The organism is Caballeronia ptereochthonis, assembly GCF_001545075.1.
In the GTDB taxonomy this organism is placed as follows: Bacteria; Pseudomonadota; Gammaproteobacteria; order Burkholderiales; family Burkholderiaceae; genus Caballeronia; species Caballeronia ptereochthonis.
This window is the reverse complement of record NZ_FCOB02000002.1, coordinates 101,800-117,985: the sequence shown is the minus strand read 5'-3', so window position 1 is coordinate 117,985 and position 16,186 is coordinate 101,800. Positions and strand designations below refer to the sequence as shown.

The window sequence follows — 16,186 nt, the reverse complement described above, 5'->3', positions numbered from 1 at the left end:
GAACGCCGTGGCGCGTCCAGAAGCACAGCAGCGTCCGCGCGACCGAATTCAGAAGCGATGCGTCATGCCGACGCCAACGAGCGTCTGCGGCGCATCGATGCCGTTCGGCGTGATGCCCGGCCAGCTGATCGTCGCGGTGCCGTTGTTCTTGATATAGCCGGCACGCGCATAGATCGCGGTTCGTTTCGAGAGGCTGTGATCCATGCCCAGCTGCACGCCCCACGCGTTGTCATGCATGCCGCGCACGACGCGCTGAAGGCCCGCTATCTCGATCGTGTCGAACGGCGTGGCCTGGATCGTCGCGCCAGCTTCCATCACACTGAACGGATGCACGACGTCGAGGCGTGCGGCGAGCGAGTTCGCGGGCGCATCGTCGGGCTGGTGATACGCGTAATTGAACGACAGGTTGACAATGCCGATGCGATATCCCACCGCACCGGTGAAATGCTTGGTCGACACCGTATTGAGCGGACCGGGCAGGCCCGGAAATGTCTTCGAGCCGGGATGCTGATACTGATACGACATCCCTGCATACAGCCCGTAGCCCGAATAGGTCGCGGCGATGTCAATCATGTTGCCGTTGGTTTGCGGAAGCGGCTGGGTAACGGTGGACGACAACGCATACAAAGCCCACAACTGGAAACCGGCGATGTTCGGACTCTTGTATACGATTGCGTTGCTCGAACGGCCGCCGCCGGTCTGAACGCCCATCGTGCCGCGATCAATACTCTGCGACGCCGCGGCGAGCGGCGAGAGTATTTCGTTCGCGCGCAGCGGATCGGTCGGATAAAGCACCCAGAAGGTCGGTTGATACTGGCGGCCGAGCGTGACCGAGCCGTATTTCTCGTGCACGATACCGACCCACGCCTGCCGATAGAACATCGCGGACGAATCCGCGAGGAAGGTTCCGTTATTGAGGTTATAGCCGTTCTCGAGCGTAAAAGCCGCCGAAAGGCCACCGCCAAGATTCTCCGTGCCCTTCAGACCGAACAGCGATCCGCTGTTGCCTCCGCTTCTCAGCGACCAGGACTGCTGGCCGCCGTTGTCGAGAAACTGGAAGAACGTATCGGCCACGCCGTATAGTGTGACGCTCGACTGCGCCGCGGCACCTCCCGCGGCGAGTGCGAGCGTCGCTCCGATTAGGCCTTTTCTGATGAAACGCATGCATGTCTCCTCGTCGTGTGAACCTCGTAGGCGGTACGCGCACGCAGCCGGTGGATTGGTGCGTCGGCCTGATGCATCAGGCGATGGCGCTCCGCGTTCCGGCTCAGTGTTACAGTCGACCGCGCATGGACCACTACCCATAACGAGTGGGAACGGGATTACCCCGAATCGCCAGAGAACTGTATTCACCGACGGTCACGAGAGACAAGTGCTTTTATCTTATTAATTCGCATATCGAACAAATCGATCGATGCGCATTTGCGAAACGGTCGCGTATGGGTCGAGCGATCCGCTCAGCCCGCGTGCGCTTCATCGGGCAGATCGGCCAGTATCTCGGTATGAAAATCCGCATCGCCAAAGCGCAGCGTCGATGCGATCAGGTACTTCAGATAATCGCCCACCGGAAGTTCCGCGGTCACGCCCATGCCGCCGTGCAACTGCACCGCCTGCTGGCCGATGAAGCGCGCAGCCTTGCTCACGATAATCTTCGCGGACGCGATCATCCGTCGGCGCTGCGCGGCGTCCGGAACGTCGAGCGCGGCCGCTGCCACATGCGCCATCGACAGTGCGAGCTCCTTCTGCACGAGCATGTCGGCCATGCGATGACGCAGCGCCTGGAAGCGCCCGAGCGGCTGGCCGAACTGCTTGCGGGTGCGCAAATACTCGGCGGTCATTTCGATGAGCCGCTCCATCGCTCCGGCGCTCGACGCGCACAAGGCCGCGATGCCGAGATCGAGCGCGGTCTCCAGCATCTCGATGCCATGCGATGCGCCGCCCAGCAGCGCGCCATGAGACACGCGCACGCTCCGTAGTTCGACTTCGGCGCAGCGTTCGCCATCGAGCACGGGATACGGCCATACGGACACACCCGGTGACGACAGCGGAACGAGAAAGAGCGATACGGCCTGTGCCGCGCCATTCCACCCCGACACGATCAGCGTTTGGGCGTTATCCGCGTGCCAGACGTGTGTCTTGCGGCCGTCGAGAACGAATCCGCCCTCCACGCGCCGGACCGCAGTCAAAGGCCGCGTGAAGTCGTAGCGCGTGTCGGCTTCCTGATAGGCAAGCGTGACGATTTCGCTGCCATCGGCAATCGCGCGCAAGAAATCATGCCGCTGAGGCTCGCTTCCGTAACGCTGGATCAGGCCCGTGGCGACCACGCCGCAAGAAATCAGCGGTTCGGGCAGCAGCGCGCGCCCCGCCTCGTATTGCACGACGAAGGTATCGAGCGCGCCGCCGTCGAAGCCGCCGTAGTCCGATGAAATGGTCAACCCGAGCAAGCCGAATTCGGCGTAGGCGCACCAAGCGTCGCGGCTGAAGGCGTTGCGCTCGCGCACGGTACCGCGGCGCGTTTCGATCGGATACCGCTCTTCGGCGAAGCGCCTCAGACTGTCGGCCAGTTGACGCTGCTCGTCGCTATAAGAAAAGTCCATGACGTCGCCTCACAGATCGAGAATCGCTTTTGCGATGATTTCTTTCTGCACTTCGTTCGTTCCGCCGTAGATCGTCGGCTTGCGCATTTCGAGATAGAAGCTGGCAACGCCTGCCGAGTAACCGGGCGCTGGCGTCCAGCCATCGAAGCGGTCCGTGAGCCATTCCGGGGAGAACGGCAGCGCGTTCGGCCCGGCGATCTCCAGTTGCAGCGCGGACAGTTCCTGCTGGATCTCCGAGCCGCGAATCTTGAGGATCGATGCCTCCGGGCCAGGGCCGTGCTGGCTCGCGTCGGTCGCGACGCGCAACAGCAGCATCTCGAGCGCCATGATCTCCGCCTCGATGCGTGCGATCTTCTCGCGCACGCGCACGTCGTCGGAGAGCGGCCGGCCATATCTGCGCTCGGCCTTCGCGAGCCTCTTCAGATAGCGCAATTCGCGCTGGCATATTCCGAGCCCCGCGATGCCGGTGCGCTCGTGTCCGAGCAGGTATTTGGCATAGGTCCAGCCGCGGTTCTCTTCGCCGACCAGGTTCTCGACGGGCACCTTCACGTCGTCGAGCCAGACCTCGTTGACATCGGTCATGCCTTCGAGCGTTTCGATCGGACGAACGCTGATGCCCGGCGTCTTCATGTCGATCAGCAAGAGCGATATGCCGCTTTGCTGCTTGGCTTCAGGATCGGTGCGCACGAGGCAGAACATCCAGTTCGCGTGTTGCGCGTAGGTGGTCCAGGCCTTCTGCCCGGTCACGACGTAATGGTCGCCGCGACGCACGGCACGTGTCTTCAGCGCCGCGAGATCGGAGCCCGCGCCCGGCTCGGAGTAGCCCTGGCACCACCAGTCCTCGGCGGTCGGAATGCGCGGCAGGAAGCGCGCCTGCTGCGCCTCGCTGCCGAACTTCATCAGCACGGGGCCGATCATGTTCAAGCCGAACGGAAGCTGGCGCGGCGCGCCCGCGATCCCGCATTCGATATCGAACAGAAGCCGCCGCAGCGGGCTCCAGCCGGTCCCGCCGAAGCGCGCCGGCCAGCCGGGAGCGCCCCAGCCGCGCCGCTGCAGGATGCACTGCCAGCGCACGTGATCGTCCCGGTCGAGGTGACGATGCTCGAGCACCTTGTCCCGCACATCGACGGGCAGGGATTGCTGCACAAATCGGCGCACTTCGTCACGGAAGGCGAGATCATCGCTCGAATAGCTCAGGTTCATTGAACGTCCTTCTGGGCGCGCTCCCGAACGGAGCGTGTGGTTGGATCGACGTACTCGACATGCACGCATGCACCGTCTCGCAACGACGGACTCACGATACGCCGCGGCATCGGCGGAACCGCCACCCACCTCGGGTGGTCGCGGCTTCGGGCGTCGAGTCGTATGCTTTCGACACAGGGCAAACGCTCTCGACATATATGCAGGTTCGTGGGTGCCAGCGATCCATCTCGCGCGTCCGCGAAGCGCATCCACGCCCAGGAGACAACGTAATGAGCACGCTAGAGGCAAGCGGCAAGGTGGTGTTGTCCTATCGTCCCGTGCGGTTTCCGGAGCGCCGTACGCTCGTCGAGCGCCGCGGCGACGGCACGCTGATTCTTCGCTCCGCTCGCGCCTTGCCGGACATCCCGCAGCGGTCCTTTGCCGACTTCATCCCTCACTGGGCCGCCGAGCGTGGCGATACCCACGCCTTCTGCGAGCGCGGCGAGGACGGCGCGTGGCGTTCCCTGAGCTGGCGCGAGCTGTGGCGCGAGGTTCGAACAGTCGCCGCCGCGCTGCTCGACATCGGCCTGGGCCCGCAGCGGCCGCTCATGCTGCTGTCGGGCAATTCCGTCGAGGAGGCCGTCGTGCTGCTCGCGGCCGAATACGCCGGCATTCCCGCCGCACCCGTGTCGCCCACGTACGCGCTGATGAGCAGGGACTTCGCGCGGCTCAAGGCCATCCGCGAGCGGGTACCGCCCGGCGCCGTGTTCGTTCAGGACGCCGGTCCGTACGCAGCGGCTCTCGCGGCGCTTTCGCTCGACAGCGCGCCGGTCATCGCGGTCAAGGGCGCGTCCGCAGGACACGTCCAATGGCGCGAACTCGCCGAAGCGTCGCTCAGCGGTCCGCGCCTGCAGCGTGTCGAGCGCGCGCACGCCGCCATCCGCGACAACGACACCGCCCGCGTGCTTTTCACCTCCGGCTCGACCGGCGCGCCGAAGGCAGTGCGCCTGACGTATCGGAATCTGGCGTCCGTCGCCGCCTACTATTCGGATAACCTCTTCTGGATGCGGGAATCGCAGCCCGTGTTTCTCGACTGGCTACCGTGGCATCATGGCCTGGGTGGCGTGCTGCATCTCGGTCGCGCAATCCAGTTCGGCGCGACGCACTACATCGACGACGGACGGCCCGTTCCCGGGGCGATCGAGCGCACCATGCGCAATCTCCGCGACGTCGCGCCGACCAGCTTTACGACCGTGCCGTCCGCCTGGGCGGCGCTCGCAACCGAACTCGAACGCGATCCGCTGCTCGCCAGGAATCTCTTCACACACGCGGCATTCTTCGGGTACGGCGGCGCGAGCCTGCCCGTCGACGTCTACAACCGCATTCAGCGCGTGGCCGAGCAGACGATCGGCCAGCGCATGACCTTCTGCTCGGGCCTCGCGTCGACGGAAACGTCCGGCATGGGCACGCACTGCGGCTGGCCGACCGATGCGCCCGGCAACATCGGCGTGCCGGTTCCGGGCGCCGAAGTCAAGCTCCTGCCGCTCGAAGGCGGCGACGGCCGCTACGAGATCCGCATGCGCGGTCCCCACGTGTTCGGCGGCTATATCGGCCAGCCGGAACTGACCGCCGCGGCGTTCGACGACGAAGGCTTTTTTCGCCTGGGCGACGCGGTGCGCCTCGCCGATCCCGACGATCCCTCGAAAGGCATGGTTTTCGCGGGCCGCACCGTCGAGGACTTCAAGCTCGCGAACGGCAGCTGGGTGCGCACCGGCGCGCTGCGTCTCGCACTCCTCGAGCGCTGCGCACCCTTGCTGTCCGATGCCGTGATCTGCGGACACGACCGCGACTATCTCGCCGCGCTCGCGTGGCCGAACGTCGCCGCGTGCCAGCGCATCGCGCCGGAGCTCGCGTCGCTCGACGCGCAGGCGCTTGCGAAGCATCCGCTCATCGTCGCCGCGTTGAACGAACGGCTCCGAAATCAGGACATGGCGGGCGCGACGCTCGTCGTCGAAAGGCTGATTCTGATGGCCGAGCCGCCGTCGCTCGACGCCAACGAGATCGCCGACAAAGGCTATGTCAATCAGGCGGCCACGCGCGCGCGGCGGGCGCATCTGATCGAGGCCTTGTACGAGCGCGAGCCCGCCCCTCACATCGCCCGCGCGCGCGGATAACTCACGCAGGAAAACAGCAGGCACACAGCCACCAGCACAGGAGCTTCCGATGCACATCCATCGCAGCGTCTTCCGAGACGATCATGAAATGCTTAGGCATACTGCGCAACGCTTTTTTCAGCGCGAATGCGCGCCGCGTCAGGCCGAATGGGACAAGGCCGGTCGCGTCGACCGTGAAACATGGCTCAAGGCAGGCCGCCAAGGGCTGCTGTGCGTGTCGATTCCCGCCGAGTACGGCGGGGGTGGCGGCGACTTCGGGCACGTCGCCGTGCTCGCGGAGGAACTGACGCGCACGGGCGTGAGCGGACCGGGATTCGCCGTGCATTCGGACATCGTGGCGCCCTATATCGCGCGCATCGGCAGCGAGGAGCAGAAGGAGCGCTGGCTGCCGGGTATTTGCGCGGGCGAGCAGATCCTCGCGATAGCGATGAGCGAGCCCGGCGTCGGCAGCGATCTGAAGGCGGTGCGTACCAGCGCCCGGCGCGAAGGCGACGAATACGTCATCAATGGCAGCAAGACCTTCATCACCAACGGACTGAACGCGGACCTGATCGTGGTCGTCTGCACGACGGATCCGTCGGCGGGTGCGAAGGGCGTGAGTCTGATCGTCGTCGAGGCGACGCGCGAAGGCTTCAGACGCGGGCGCAAGCTGGACAAGATCGGCATGCAGGCGCAGGACACGGCGGAACTCTTCTTCGACGACGTGCGTGTGCCCGTCTCCAACCGGCTTGGCGAGGAAGGCAAAGGCTTCGCCTATCTGATGAGCGAGTTGCCGCAGGAACGGCTTTCGATCGCGGTGAGCGCTGCCGCGCGCCTGGAAGTGTGTCTCGAACATACGCTGAACTACGTGAAGGATCGCCGAGCATTCGGCCAGACCGTCTGGGACTTCCAGAACACCAAGTTCAAGCTGGCCGACATCAAGGCGCAGGCGACCGCCGTGCGTCTGATGATCGATCACTACATCGGCGAACACACGCGCCGCCGGCTGACGCTCGAGGAATCCGCAATCGCGAAGCTCTACGCAACCGAAACACTCGGCAAGGCGCTCGACGAGATGGTGCAACTGCACGGCGGCTACGGCTACATGCTCGAGTATCCGGTCGCGCGCGCGTTCGTCGACGCCCGCGTCTCACGCATCTACGGCGGCACGAGCGAAGTCATGCGCGACCTCATCTCGCGCAAGCTGTGAATCCATCGAATCAACCCACGCGTTTATCGATAACCAGGAGAAGCACATGAGTCGCAAGGTGTATGTCGCAGGCGTCGGGATGATCCCGTTCAAGAAGCCGGGTGCGAGCGAAACGTATGACGTGATGGGCGCCACCGCGATCAGGGACGCGCTCGCCGATGCAGGGCTCGACTACAACGCCGTCCAGCAGGCGTATGCGGGCTACGTCTACGGCGATTCGACCTGCGGCCAGAAAGCGCTGTATCGCGTCGGCATGACGGGCATTCCGGTCATCAACGTCAACAACAACTGCGCCACGGGCTCGTCCGCGCTGTTTCTCGCACGCCAGGCCGTGCAAAGCGGCGTGGTCGACTGCGCGCTCGCCGTCGGCTTCGAATTCATGCGGCCGGGCGCGCTGGCGTCGAACTGGACGGACCGCGCGCCCGCGCTCGAACGGGCGCTCGAACTGACGAACAAGCTCGTCGGCCATACCGAGATTCCCACAGCCATTCGCCAGTTTGCGGGCGCGGGCCTCGTGCACATGCGCAAGTACGGCACGAAGCTCGAGACTTTCGCGCGCATCCGCGCGAAGGCGAGCGAGCACGCGGCGCGCAATCCGCTCGCGGTGTTCCGCAACGTCGTGACGACCGAAGACGTGATGAATTCGCCGATGCTCTGGGAAGGCGTCCTCACGCGTCTGATGGCGTGCCCGCCGACATGCGGCGGCGCGGCGGCGATCATCGTCTCCGAGGCGTTCGCGCGCAAACATGGCCTGCGCACCGATGTCCTGATCGCGGGTCAGGCGCTGGCGACCGATCTGCCGAGCACGTATGAAGCCGACGACATGATTCGCGTCGTCGGCTTCGACATCACGCGCAACGCGGTGCAGCAAGCTTATGAACAAGCCGGCGTCGGCCCCGACGATATCGACGTGATCGAACTGCACGACTGCTTCGCGCAGAACGAACTGCTGACCTACGAAGGCCTCGGCCTGTGCAAGGAAGGCGAAGGCGAGCGCCTCGTGCTCGACGGCGACAACACCTATGGCGGCAAGTGGGTGGTCAATCCGTCGGGCGGACTGCTGTCGAAAGGTCATCCGCTCGGCGCGACCGGACTTGCGCAATGCTACGAGCTCACGCATCAGCTGCGCGGCACGGCGGGAGACCGTCAGGTATCGAACGCGAAGCTCGCGCTGCAGCACAACCTGGGGCTGGGCGGTGCGGGCGTCGTCACGATCTACCAGAAGGCCGCGCAATGACGCTCGACGAAAAACACATCGGCATGAAGCTGCCGGTTTATACGGCGACGGCGGATGCATGGCGCCTGCGTTTCTTCGCGAAGGCGACCGGCGAAACCAATCCGGTCTATTTCGACGAGGCTGCCGCGCACGACGCCGGCTATCCCGGGCTGCCGCTGCCGCCGACGTTCCTGTTCTCGCTCGAGTTTGAACAGCCGTCGACAGCCTGGCGCGATGCGATCGGCATCGAACCGTCGCGCATCCTGCACGGCGAGCAGTCGTTCACCTATCACCACATGGCGTTCGCCGGCGATGTCCTGCGCTTCGAGAGCCGTATCGCCGATATCTACGACAAGAAGAACGGCGCGCTGTGGTTCATCGTGCGCGAGACGCGCGTCGGCAATGCGTGCGGCGAGCACGTGGCCGACCTGCGCAGCGTCATCGTTCAGCGATAAGCAGGAGCATGCGAATGAGCACCATCAGATTCGAATCGGTGAATATCGGCGACACCTTGCCGCCGCTCGCCTTGCCGTCGATCAATCGCACCGCGCTGGCCCTCTTCGCGGGCGCGTCGGGAGACCACAACGCGATTCATATCGATACCGACTACGCGCGCCGCGCCGGTGCGCCGGACGTATTCGCGCACGGCATGCTGTCGATGGCGTATCTCGGCCGGTTGCTGACTTCGTGGGTCGACCAGCGGCAATTGCGTGCGTTCGGTGTGCGCTTCGTCGGCATCACGCAACTGGGACACGTCGTCACATGCACGGGCAAGGTCGTCGACAAGTATGAAGCCGAGGGCGAGCGCCGCGTGCGGCTCGAAGTCCAGACGGTCAATCAATACGGCGAGCCGCGCGTGATCGGCGACGCGGTGGTCGCGCTTTGACGACATTCATTTGAGATTCATGGAGACGTGGTTATGGGAAAGCTTGAAGGGAAAGTGGCTCTGGTCACCGGTTCCGGTCGCGGCATCGGTCAGGCGATCGCGCGAAAGCTCGCGAGCGAGGGCGCGCGGCTCGTCATCAACGATCTCGACGCCGAGCCCGCGATGGAGACCGTCGAGATGCTCAGGAAGCAAGGCACTGAAGCGGTGGCGTGCGTCGGCAACGTGACGGCAGCGGACTTTGCGGATCGCTTCATCGGCACGGCGATGAATACGTACAAGGGCATCGACATTATCGTGAACAATGCCGGCTTCACGTGGGACGACGTCGTGCAGCGCATGACGGACGAGCAGTGGTATGCCGTCATCGACTGTCATATGACCGCGCCGTTTCGCATTCTGCGCGCGGCGTATCCGCATATCAAGGCGCTGCATGCAGCGGATAAGGAAGCGGGGCGGGAGAATCATCGCAAGATCGTCAATATCTCGTCGACCTCGGCGCTCAACGGAAATGCCGGGCAGATGAATTACTCGTCGGCGAAGGCCGGGGTGATCGGGATGACACGCGCGCTGGCTCGTGAATGGGGGCGGTTCAATGTGAATGTGAACTGTGTGGCGTTTGGGCTGATTCACACGCGGATGACGGTGAGCACGGCAGAAGCCGCCACGGTGAAGATCGATGGAAAGGATATTCGCGTCGGGTTGAACGCGGAGACGCTCAAGATGCATGCACAGCGCAATCCGCTTGGCAGAGGGGGTACGCCGGATGAGGCGGCGGGCGGGGTCTATTTGTTCTGCTCGCCGGAGTCGAATTACATCACCGGGCAGACGATCGCCGTGGCGGGGAATGTGCAGTAAGGGGCTTTTCGAAAAATAGTCGGTTCCCTTTTGGGCACGTTCGCAGCGACCGCGGACGTGCCTTTTTCTTTGCTTCTCCGGCTTGCTCCGTGACACGCTTTCCTTGCATCGATGTGTGCGCCGGCATGAGGCGCGTAGCGGTCGAGTCCATGTGTTGCCTGGCTTCGTGACGATTACATCCGATGTAATTGGCGTACAGCACGACCCGCTCTACTCTTTGGCTGTCAGTCACGACCGTCGGAACACCGCAAAACGTTGCCGCGCAGGAGCTGCGCATGGAATGCATGTTGCCCGCGGATGAAGCCACCGAGGCGCGCCATCATCAACTGCTCGCCGCGCATTCGAAGGACCGCTGAGCGGCTTGCGGATACGCCGGGGGTTGCCCCGGCGGCATCTTCGTTTTGAGCCAGCCATCCAAATCCGCTATCCTGACGCAAACCACCTTATTCATCCCCGATGCTCACCCTGTCCCCTCGCGACACCGCCATGCTCAACGGCGACTTGGGCGATGGCCTCGCGCTCGCGATGCGCATTGTCGCGGCGACGGCGCACGTCATGGATGCCGGCACGCTCATCGACGTCACATCGGCGCACATCGACGGCTGCCTCTACCACGGCGCCGCGAGCCTCGACTTCGTGGAGCGCTTCGTCGCGAGCGGCGCCAAGGTCGCGGTACCGACCACGCTCAACGTCGGCTCGCTCGACCTCATTCACCCCGAACTCTTCCGAGGCGAAGCCGACATCGCCAGCGCCGGCAAGCGGCTCATGCAGGCGCACATCGAACTCGGCTGCGAGGCGAGCTTCACCTGCGCGCCATATCAGCTGAAGCATCGTCCGCGCAAGGACGATCAGATCGCATGGGCCGAATCGAACGCGATCGTCTTCGCCAACTCCGTGCTCGGCGCGCGCACGAGCCGTTACGGGGATTTCCTCGATCTTGCCGCCGCCATCACCGGCCGCGTGCCCTATGCGGGCCTGCACGTGACTGAGAATCGCGCCGCGCGCGTCGTCATCGAAGCGCCCGATCTGAGCGCCTCGCCGCATCGCGATGCGAGCTTCGCCGCGCTCGGTTTCCTGCTCGGAGGCGAAGTCGGCGCCACGGTTGCCGCCATCACCGGCTTGCCGGGCGATACCACCGAGGACGAGCTGAAGGCGCTTGGCGCGGCGGCGGCATCGAGCGGATCGGTGGCGCTCTTTCACGCGGTGGGCATCACGCCGGAAGCCGCGACGCTCGATGAAGCGCTGCAAGGCCGCGCGCCGGAACGCACGCTGCGCGTGACCGCGTCGGACCTCGCCGCCGTGCGCGCGCGCTGGAGCCGTGCGAAGCCGGGCGACGCGCTCGCCGCCGTCAGTCTCGGCACGCCGCATTTCTCCGTCGATGAATTCAGCAGGCTCGCCGCGCTCTTCGAGCGTCACGAAGGCGCGCCGCGTTGCGATTTCTATGTGAACACGAGCCGCTTCGTCCTCTGGCAACTCGAAGAGGAAGGTCTCGTGCAAAAGCTCGCGGCTCGCGGCGTGCAGATCGTGACCGACACCTGCACGTACATCACGCCGGTGATGAAGCAGGTGAGCGGGCTCGTCATGACCAACTCGGGCAAATGGGCGCACTATGCGCCCGCGAACATCGGCGTGACGGTCGCGTTCGGCAGCATGAGCGAATGCGTGCGCTCGGCCTTCGAAGGAAAGGTGTGCATCGATGAAAGCGTTTGAGGCCGTCGCCCTCGTTCCGGGCCATGCGCACGCTTCAGGAATCGCGTTGCCGCCGCTCAGCTTCTGGGGCGGCTATGACGCCGAGCGCGGCGTCATCGTCGATGCGACGCACTCCGGCCACGGCCGAAGCCTCGCCTCGCGCGTTCTCGTGATGCCGCGCGCACGCGGATCGAGCTCGAGCAGCAGCGTACTCGCCGAGGCGTTGCGCAACGGCACGGGGCCCGCCGGCATCGTGCTGACGGAGCGCGATCTGATCCTGTCGATCGGGGCGATCGTCGCGAACGAGCTGTATGCGTCGAACGTGCCGGTCGTGATGGTCGACGAAACCGCGTTCGCGCAGATCGCGGCCGCCGACGTTCACATCGAAATCGATGCGCGCGACGCGGCGCGTCCCGCGAGCGTGCGTCTCATCGCGCCATGATCGTCTCGACCACCGAGATGATCTGCTGCGCCGCCGTCTTCACGTGCTGTTCGAGGAGCTTCGCGCCGAGCTTCGCATCACGCTTCCTGCACGCTTCGATCAAGTTCATGTGCTCTTCGTGCGATTGCTCGCGGATCGGCACCTGCACCACCTGAAAGCGGAAGTAGCGGTCGCTGCGGTCGTGCAGCACGCGCAGCATCTGCAAGGTGATGTCGCGCCGCGCGGGCAGATAGAGCGTTTCGTGCAGACGCCAGTTCAGTTGACCCCACATGCCCGATTCCGCCTGATCCATCTCGCTCACGAGCTTCTCGGCCTTCGCGATCTCCGCATCGGTGATATGCGGAATCGCCTGCGAGAACAACCACGGCTCGAGCCGCAGGCGAATCTCGAACGTCTCCTGCACTTCCTCGATCGACAGCTCGGCGACATACGCGCCCTTGTGCGGCACCTTCGTGAGCAAGCCTTCGCCGGTCAGGCGCGTGATCGCTTCGCGGATCGGCACGCGGCTCACGCCGAGTTCTTCGGCGAGCGCTTCCTGCCGCAGCACCTCACCTGGCGCGAGATCGCCGGAGAGAATGCGTTGCCGGATCGCGGTCGTGACGAGCTCGACCGTCGTCGTTCGCACGATCTTGCGCGTGGAATCGCTCGCGCTCGGCGTTTCCATGCGACGGGGTTTGGTGGCGACCGGAGGCATGTGTTTCTGGCGCTTATTCGTAGTGTTGCGGCATCGTAGCATGCCCCGAAGGGAGCCCCCGCAGGGGGCGAACCGTAGGAAATCCCCTTGGGGGACGCACGTCTAGCGCAGCGCCTCGCGCACCCATGCGCCGTTCTTCATCACGCCCGCAATGCGCTCGCCCTGCCCCGTCAGCACGCGAATGTCCCTCAGCGGATCGCCGTCCACGACGAGCAAATCCGCGCAAGCACCCGGAGCGACGATACCCAGCTTGCCTTTCATGTTGACGATTTCCGCACCCACGGCCGTCGCCTGACGAATGACCTCGAACGCGCCGACGATGTCCGCGCGTATCGACAACTCGTCGCTCTGGAACTGGTGCATGTCGCCGAGCAAATCGGTGCCGAGGCCGATCTTCACGCCGCGCCTGTGCAGCATCGCCAGCGCCTCGAGGCCGCGCTTGCGCACCGACTCGTTCTTGTCGAGCGTGTCCTGCCCGAGACCCATCTGCGCGCCGACCCTGGCCATCGCGTCATACGTGACGAGCGTCGGCACGACATAAGCGCCATGCTCGGCCATCACGCCGGCGGCTTCCTCGTCGATCAGATTGCCGTGCTCGATCGTCCGCACGCCCAGCTTCACGGCGCGCGCAATCGCCTTCGGCGTGTACGCGTGCGCCATCACATACGTCTGGTGCGATTCCGCTTCCTCGACGGCGGCCTTCACTTCATCGACCGAGAATTGCAGGTTGCCGATCGGATCGGTCGGCGAAGCCACGCCGCCCGACGCCATGATCTTGATGTGATGCGCACCCGCACGCATCTCCTCGCGCACGGCCTTGCGCATTTCGTCGACGCCGTCGACCACGCGCCCGATCGCGCCCATGTTGCGATTGCAGCCGCAGGGGTCGGGGTCCGAGCTGTCGAAGCGCTCGCGAAAATCGCCGTGGCCGCCCGTCTGCGACAGCGCCTTGCCCGCGACGAACAGGCGTGGCCCCGCGATCACGCCCTCTTCGATCGCGCGCGACAACGCATAGTCCGCGCCGCCCGCATCGCGCACGGTCGTGAAGCCGCGGTTCAGCATGCCCGCGAGAATCGGCACCGCGCGCAGCACGGCGAACGTGTTCGGCAGACGGCTGTTGTTGCCCAGATGCGCCACCGAAGCGATCACGTGCGCATGACAATCGATCATGCCGGGCATCACCGTCTTGCCGCCGACGTCGATGACTTGCGCGCCGCTCTCCCGCACCGGCTCGCGCGTGACTTCGCGAATCGTGCCGCCCTCGACGACGATCGAATAACGGCCGTCGTCGCGCTCATGATCGGCGTCGAGCACGCGCGCGTTCTTCAGTATCAGCATGGTCTCGTTTCTCCCGTTATTTCAGCAGGAATCCGCGTGCGAGCGGATCGCGGTCGTCGACGAAGATGGTGTTGTGTCCCGTCACGCGCGCCCATCCTTCGATGCTCGGCACGATCGCATCGTATTCGCCGACGCGCGCCGCTTCCGTCGGCACGCCCTCGAACAGGGTGCCGATGATGCTCTCATGCACGAAGCGCTCGCCGATCTTCAACTGCCCTTTGGCGACGCGCTGCGCCATGCGCGCCGACGTGCCTGTGCCGCACGGCGAACGGTCGATGGCCTTGTCGCCGTAAAACACGGCATTGCGGGCGCTCGCGCCTTCGATCGCCGGTTCGCCCGTCCACATCACGTGACTCAGGCCGCGTATCGCATCGTTCTCCGGATGCACGAACGTGTATTTCTCGTTCGCCTTCTGCCTCAGCAATGGACTCAGGCGCTGAATGTCGGAAGGCTTCAGTGCATGCAAGCCTTCATAGTTGCGCTGTGGCTCGACGATCGCATAGAAGTTGCCGCCATATGCGACATCGAAACGAATCTCGCCCAGGCCTTCGACTTCGACCGACAGGTCCCGCGAATGCAGAAACGAAGGCACGTTGACGAGCTGCACCGAATCGACGTGCTCGCCATTCATCCGGTAACGCGCGACGACGAGACCCGCGGGCGTATCGAGCCGCAGCACGCCGGGCTCGCGCGGCCGCACGAGTCCGTTTTCGATGGCGCTCGTCACCGTGCCGATGGTGCCGTGCCCGCACATCGGCAGGCAGCCGCTCACTTCGATGAAGAGAATCGCCAGATCGCAGTCGGGGCGCGTCGGCGGATAGAGGATGCTGCCGGACATGACCTCGTGCCCGCGCGGCTCGAACATCAGCGCGGTGCGGATCCAGTCGAACTCGCGCAGGAAGTGTGCGCGCCGCTCGATCATGCTGGCGCCCTCGAGCGGCGGCGCGCCGCCCGCGACGACGCGCACCGGATTGCCGCACGTGTGTCCGTCGATGCAGAAGAACGTGGACTTCATCGCGAGAGTGCCCGCACGTTGGCTATCGCCTTCTCGACGACAGCAATGGTCCGCTGCCGCTCTTCTCCTTCGAGCATGAGACGCGGCGCTTTCACATACTCCGGATAACCCGCCGTGATGTTCTCCGCGAGCTTGATGTACTGCACGAGCTTCACGTGCGTGTCGAGATGGAACAGGTCGATCAACGCGCGATACAGCGCGCGCGCCTTGTCATACTCGCCGTTGACCGCATGATTCAGCAAGTCGACGGACTCTTTCGGCATCGCGTTCGCCATGCCCGAGACCCAGCCCTTCACGCCGAGCGCGACCGATTCCACGATCAGATCGTCGACGCCGCAGAACACGGCGAAGCGATCGCCGAAGCGCGCATAGAGATCGGTGACGCGCGTCGTGTCGTAAGTCTCTTCCTTGATCGCGACGACGTTGGGTTCATCGGCCAGTTGCGCGAGCAGGTCCGGGCGCATGTCCACGCCATAGCCGCGCGGGTTGTTGTAGATCATCAGGCCGAGCTTCGTGGAACGCGCGATCGAACGATAGTATTCGACCGTCTCGCGATGGTCCGAGCGATACGTCAGACCCGGAAACACCATCAGACCTTGCACGCCGATCGCTTCCGCGTCCTTCGCGAATTGCATCGCGTTGGCCGTATTCAGCTCCGCAAGGCCCGAAATGACGGGCACGCGCCCGTTCACCGTTTCGACGGCGATCTTCAGCACCGTGCGCTTTTCCTCGGGCGTCAGCTGGGCGTTCTCGCCGACCATGCCCATCATGACGACGCCGCCGACGCCGTTGTCGATCAGTCGATTCAGGCCGTTGGCGATCGCGTCGCGATCGAGCGAGCCGTCTTCCTTCAGTTTCGTCGTGACGGCGGGGAATACGCCTTTCCAGTTCACTTGCATGTTCGTTCCT

The 16,186-nt window shown here is 64.6% G+C and carries 15 protein-coding genes and 1 pseudogene; 9 read left to right on the top strand and 7 right to left on the bottom strand.

Features of this window, described 5'->3' with window-relative positions:
- Positions 1 to 48: 48 nt before the first annotated feature.
- The 3 genes from AWB83_RS02515 to AWB83_RS02505 all read right to left on the bottom strand — a co-directional run bounded on the left by AWB83_RS02515 (position 49) and on the right by AWB83_RS02505 (position 3,800).
- Positions 49 to 1,164, bottom strand: coding sequence for a porin (locus AWB83_RS02515; protein ID WP_087042676.1), 1,116 nt, complete (start codon positions 1,162 to 1,164; stop codon positions 49 to 51).
- Positions 1,165 to 1,457: 293 nt separating this feature from the next.
- Positions 1,458 to 2,597 carry an acyl-CoA dehydrogenase family protein gene (locus AWB83_RS02510; protein WP_087042675.1) on the bottom strand — a complete coding sequence of 380 codons (1,140 nt, stop codon included), beginning with the start codon at positions 2,595 to 2,597 and terminating at the stop codon, positions 1,458 to 1,460.
- 9 nt (positions 2,598 to 2,606) lie between these two features.
- Complete coding sequence (locus AWB83_RS02505) at positions 2,607 to 3,800, bottom strand: acyl-CoA dehydrogenase family protein (protein WP_087042674.1); 1,194 nt, start codon at positions 3,798 to 3,800, stop codon at positions 2,607 to 2,609.
- Between the two features lie 269 nt (positions 3,801 to 4,069).
- On the opposite strand from AWB83_RS02505, the gene AWB83_RS02500 reads away from it, so the two are divergent.
- From AWB83_RS02500 to AWB83_RS02460, 9 genes and pseudogenes are all read left to right on the top strand, one after another.
- Complete coding sequence (locus AWB83_RS02500; RefSeq protein WP_087042673.1) at positions 4,070 to 5,953, top strand: feruloyl-CoA synthase; 1,884 nt, start codon at positions 4,070 to 4,072, stop codon at positions 5,951 to 5,953.
- A 49-nt stretch (positions 5,954 to 6,002) separates the two neighbouring features.
- Positions 6,003 to 7,142: an acyl-CoA dehydrogenase family protein gene (locus AWB83_RS02495; RefSeq protein ID WP_087042672.1), complete on the top strand. Its 1,140-nt coding sequence runs from the start codon at positions 6,003 to 6,005 to the stop codon at positions 7,140 to 7,142.
- A gap of 46 nt (positions 7,143 to 7,188) precedes the next feature.
- The gene (locus AWB83_RS02490) at positions 7,189 to 8,379 is read left to right on the top strand and encodes a lipid-transfer protein (protein WP_087042671.1); all 1,191 of its coding nucleotides are present in this window, start codon (positions 7,189 to 7,191) and stop codon (positions 8,377 to 8,379) included.
- Entirely contained in the window at positions 8,376 to 8,813 is a 438-nt protein-coding gene (locus AWB83_RS02485) for a MaoC family dehydratase N-terminal domain-containing protein (RefSeq protein WP_087042670.1), read from the top strand. The genes AWB83_RS02490 and AWB83_RS02485 overlap by 4 nt, the downstream gene beginning before the upstream one ends.
- A 14-nt stretch (positions 8,814 to 8,827) precedes the next feature.
- Entirely contained in the window at positions 8,828 to 9,244 is a 417-nt protein-coding gene (locus tag AWB83_RS02480; protein WP_087042669.1) for a MaoC family dehydratase, read from the top strand.
- Between the two features lie 33 nt (positions 9,245 to 9,277).
- Positions 9,278 to 10,099, top strand: coding sequence for an SDR family NAD(P)-dependent oxidoreductase (locus tag AWB83_RS02475; RefSeq protein ID WP_087042668.1), 822 nt, complete (start codon positions 9,278 to 9,280; stop codon positions 10,097 to 10,099).
- Between the two features lie 227 nt (positions 10,100 to 10,326).
- A pseudogene (locus tag AWB83_RS37050) lies at positions 10,327 to 10,455 on the top strand (transcriptional regulator); the annotation flags it as partial.
- 100 nt (positions 10,456 to 10,555) lie between these two features.
- Positions 10,556 to 11,809, top strand: coding sequence for an aconitase X (locus AWB83_RS02465; protein WP_087042667.1), 1,254 nt, complete (start codon positions 10,556 to 10,558; stop codon positions 11,807 to 11,809).
- Positions 11,796 to 12,230 (top strand): aconitase X swivel domain-containing protein, encoded by a 435-nt coding sequence (locus tag AWB83_RS02460; RefSeq protein ID WP_087042666.1) that lies wholly within the window; start codon positions 11,796 to 11,798, stop codon positions 12,228 to 12,230. The genes AWB83_RS02465 and AWB83_RS02460 overlap by 14 nt, the downstream gene beginning before the upstream one ends.
- Here AWB83_RS02460 and AWB83_RS02455 read toward each other — a convergent pair.
- The 4 genes from AWB83_RS02455 to AWB83_RS02440 all read right to left on the bottom strand — a co-directional run bounded on the left by AWB83_RS02455 (position 12,217) and on the right by AWB83_RS02440 (position 16,176).
- A complete protein-coding gene (locus tag AWB83_RS02455) occupies positions 12,217 to 12,894 on the bottom strand; it encodes a GntR family transcriptional regulator (RefSeq protein WP_244197539.1) in 678 nt (225 codons plus the stop codon). The two genes, AWB83_RS02460 and AWB83_RS02455, sit on opposite strands and share 14 nt — an antisense overlap.
- Before the next feature lie 132 nt (positions 12,895 to 13,026).
- Positions 13,027 to 14,262 carry a metal-dependent hydrolase family protein gene (locus tag AWB83_RS02450; RefSeq protein WP_087042664.1) on the bottom strand — a complete coding sequence of 412 codons (1,236 nt, stop codon included), beginning with the start codon at positions 14,260 to 14,262 and terminating at the stop codon, positions 13,027 to 13,029.
- A 16-nt stretch (positions 14,263 to 14,278) separates the two neighbouring features.
- The gene (locus tag AWB83_RS02445; RefSeq protein WP_087042663.1) at positions 14,279 to 15,277 is read right to left on the bottom strand and encodes a 4-hydroxyproline epimerase; all 999 of its coding nucleotides are present in this window, start codon (positions 15,275 to 15,277) and stop codon (positions 14,279 to 14,281) included.
- Entirely contained in the window at positions 15,274 to 16,176 is a 903-nt protein-coding gene (locus AWB83_RS02440; protein WP_087042662.1) for a dihydrodipicolinate synthase family protein, read from the bottom strand. The genes AWB83_RS02445 and AWB83_RS02440 overlap by 4 nt, the downstream gene beginning before the upstream one ends.
- Positions 16,177 to 16,186 lie beyond the last annotated feature (10 nt).

What these genes read in the sequence shown, in the direction of transcription:
- AWB83_RS02445 (WP_087042663.1), bottom strand. Translation starts at nt 15,277, where the DNA reads ATGAAGTCCACGTTCTTCTGCATCGACGGACACACGTGCGGCAATCCG.
- AWB83_RS02480 (WP_087042669.1), top strand. Translation starts at nt 8,828, where the DNA reads ATGAGCACCATCAGATTCGAATCGGTGAATATCGGCGACACCTTGCCG.
- AWB83_RS02510 (WP_087042675.1), bottom strand. Translation starts at nt 2,597, where the DNA reads ATGGACTTTTCTTATAGCGACGAGCAGCGTCAACTGGCCGACAGTCTG.
- AWB83_RS02505 (WP_087042674.1), bottom strand. Translation starts at nt 3,800, where the DNA reads ATGAACCTGAGCTATTCGAGCGATGATCTCGCCTTCCGTGACGAAGTG.
- AWB83_RS02495 (WP_087042672.1), top strand. Translation starts at nt 6,003, where the DNA reads ATGCACATCCATCGCAGCGTCTTCCGAGACGATCATGAAATGCTTAGG.
- AWB83_RS02455 (WP_244197539.1), bottom strand. Translation starts at nt 12,894, where the DNA reads ATGGAAACGCCGAGCGCGAGCGATTCCACGCGCAAGATCGTGCGAACG.
- AWB83_RS02500 (WP_087042673.1), top strand. Translation starts at nt 4,070, where the DNA reads ATGAGCACGCTAGAGGCAAGCGGCAAGGTGGTGTTGTCCTATCGTCCC.
- AWB83_RS02515 (WP_087042676.1), bottom strand. Translation starts at nt 1,164, where the DNA reads ATGCGTTTCATCAGAAAAGGCCTAATCGGAGCGACGCTCGCACTCGCC.
- AWB83_RS02485 (WP_087042670.1), top strand. Translation starts at nt 8,376, where the DNA reads ATGACGCTCGACGAAAAACACATCGGCATGAAGCTGCCGGTTTATACG.
- AWB83_RS02450 (WP_087042664.1), bottom strand. Translation starts at nt 14,262, where the DNA reads ATGCTGATACTGAAGAACGCGCGCGTGCTCGACGCCGATCATGAGCGC.
- AWB83_RS02465 (WP_087042667.1), top strand. Translation starts at nt 10,556, where the DNA reads ATGCTCACCCTGTCCCCTCGCGACACCGCCATGCTCAACGGCGACTTG.
- AWB83_RS02440 (WP_087042662.1), bottom strand. Translation starts at nt 16,176, where the DNA reads ATGCAAGTGAACTGGAAAGGCGTATTCCCCGCCGTCACGACGAAACTG.
- AWB83_RS02460 (WP_087042666.1), top strand. Translation starts at nt 11,796, where the DNA reads ATGAAAGCGTTTGAGGCCGTCGCCCTCGTTCCGGGCCATGCGCACGCT.
- AWB83_RS02490 (WP_087042671.1), top strand. Translation starts at nt 7,189, where the DNA reads ATGAGTCGCAAGGTGTATGTCGCAGGCGTCGGGATGATCCCGTTCAAG.
- AWB83_RS02475 (WP_087042668.1), top strand. Translation starts at nt 9,278, where the DNA reads ATGGGAAAGCTTGAAGGGAAAGTGGCTCTGGTCACCGGTTCCGGTCGC.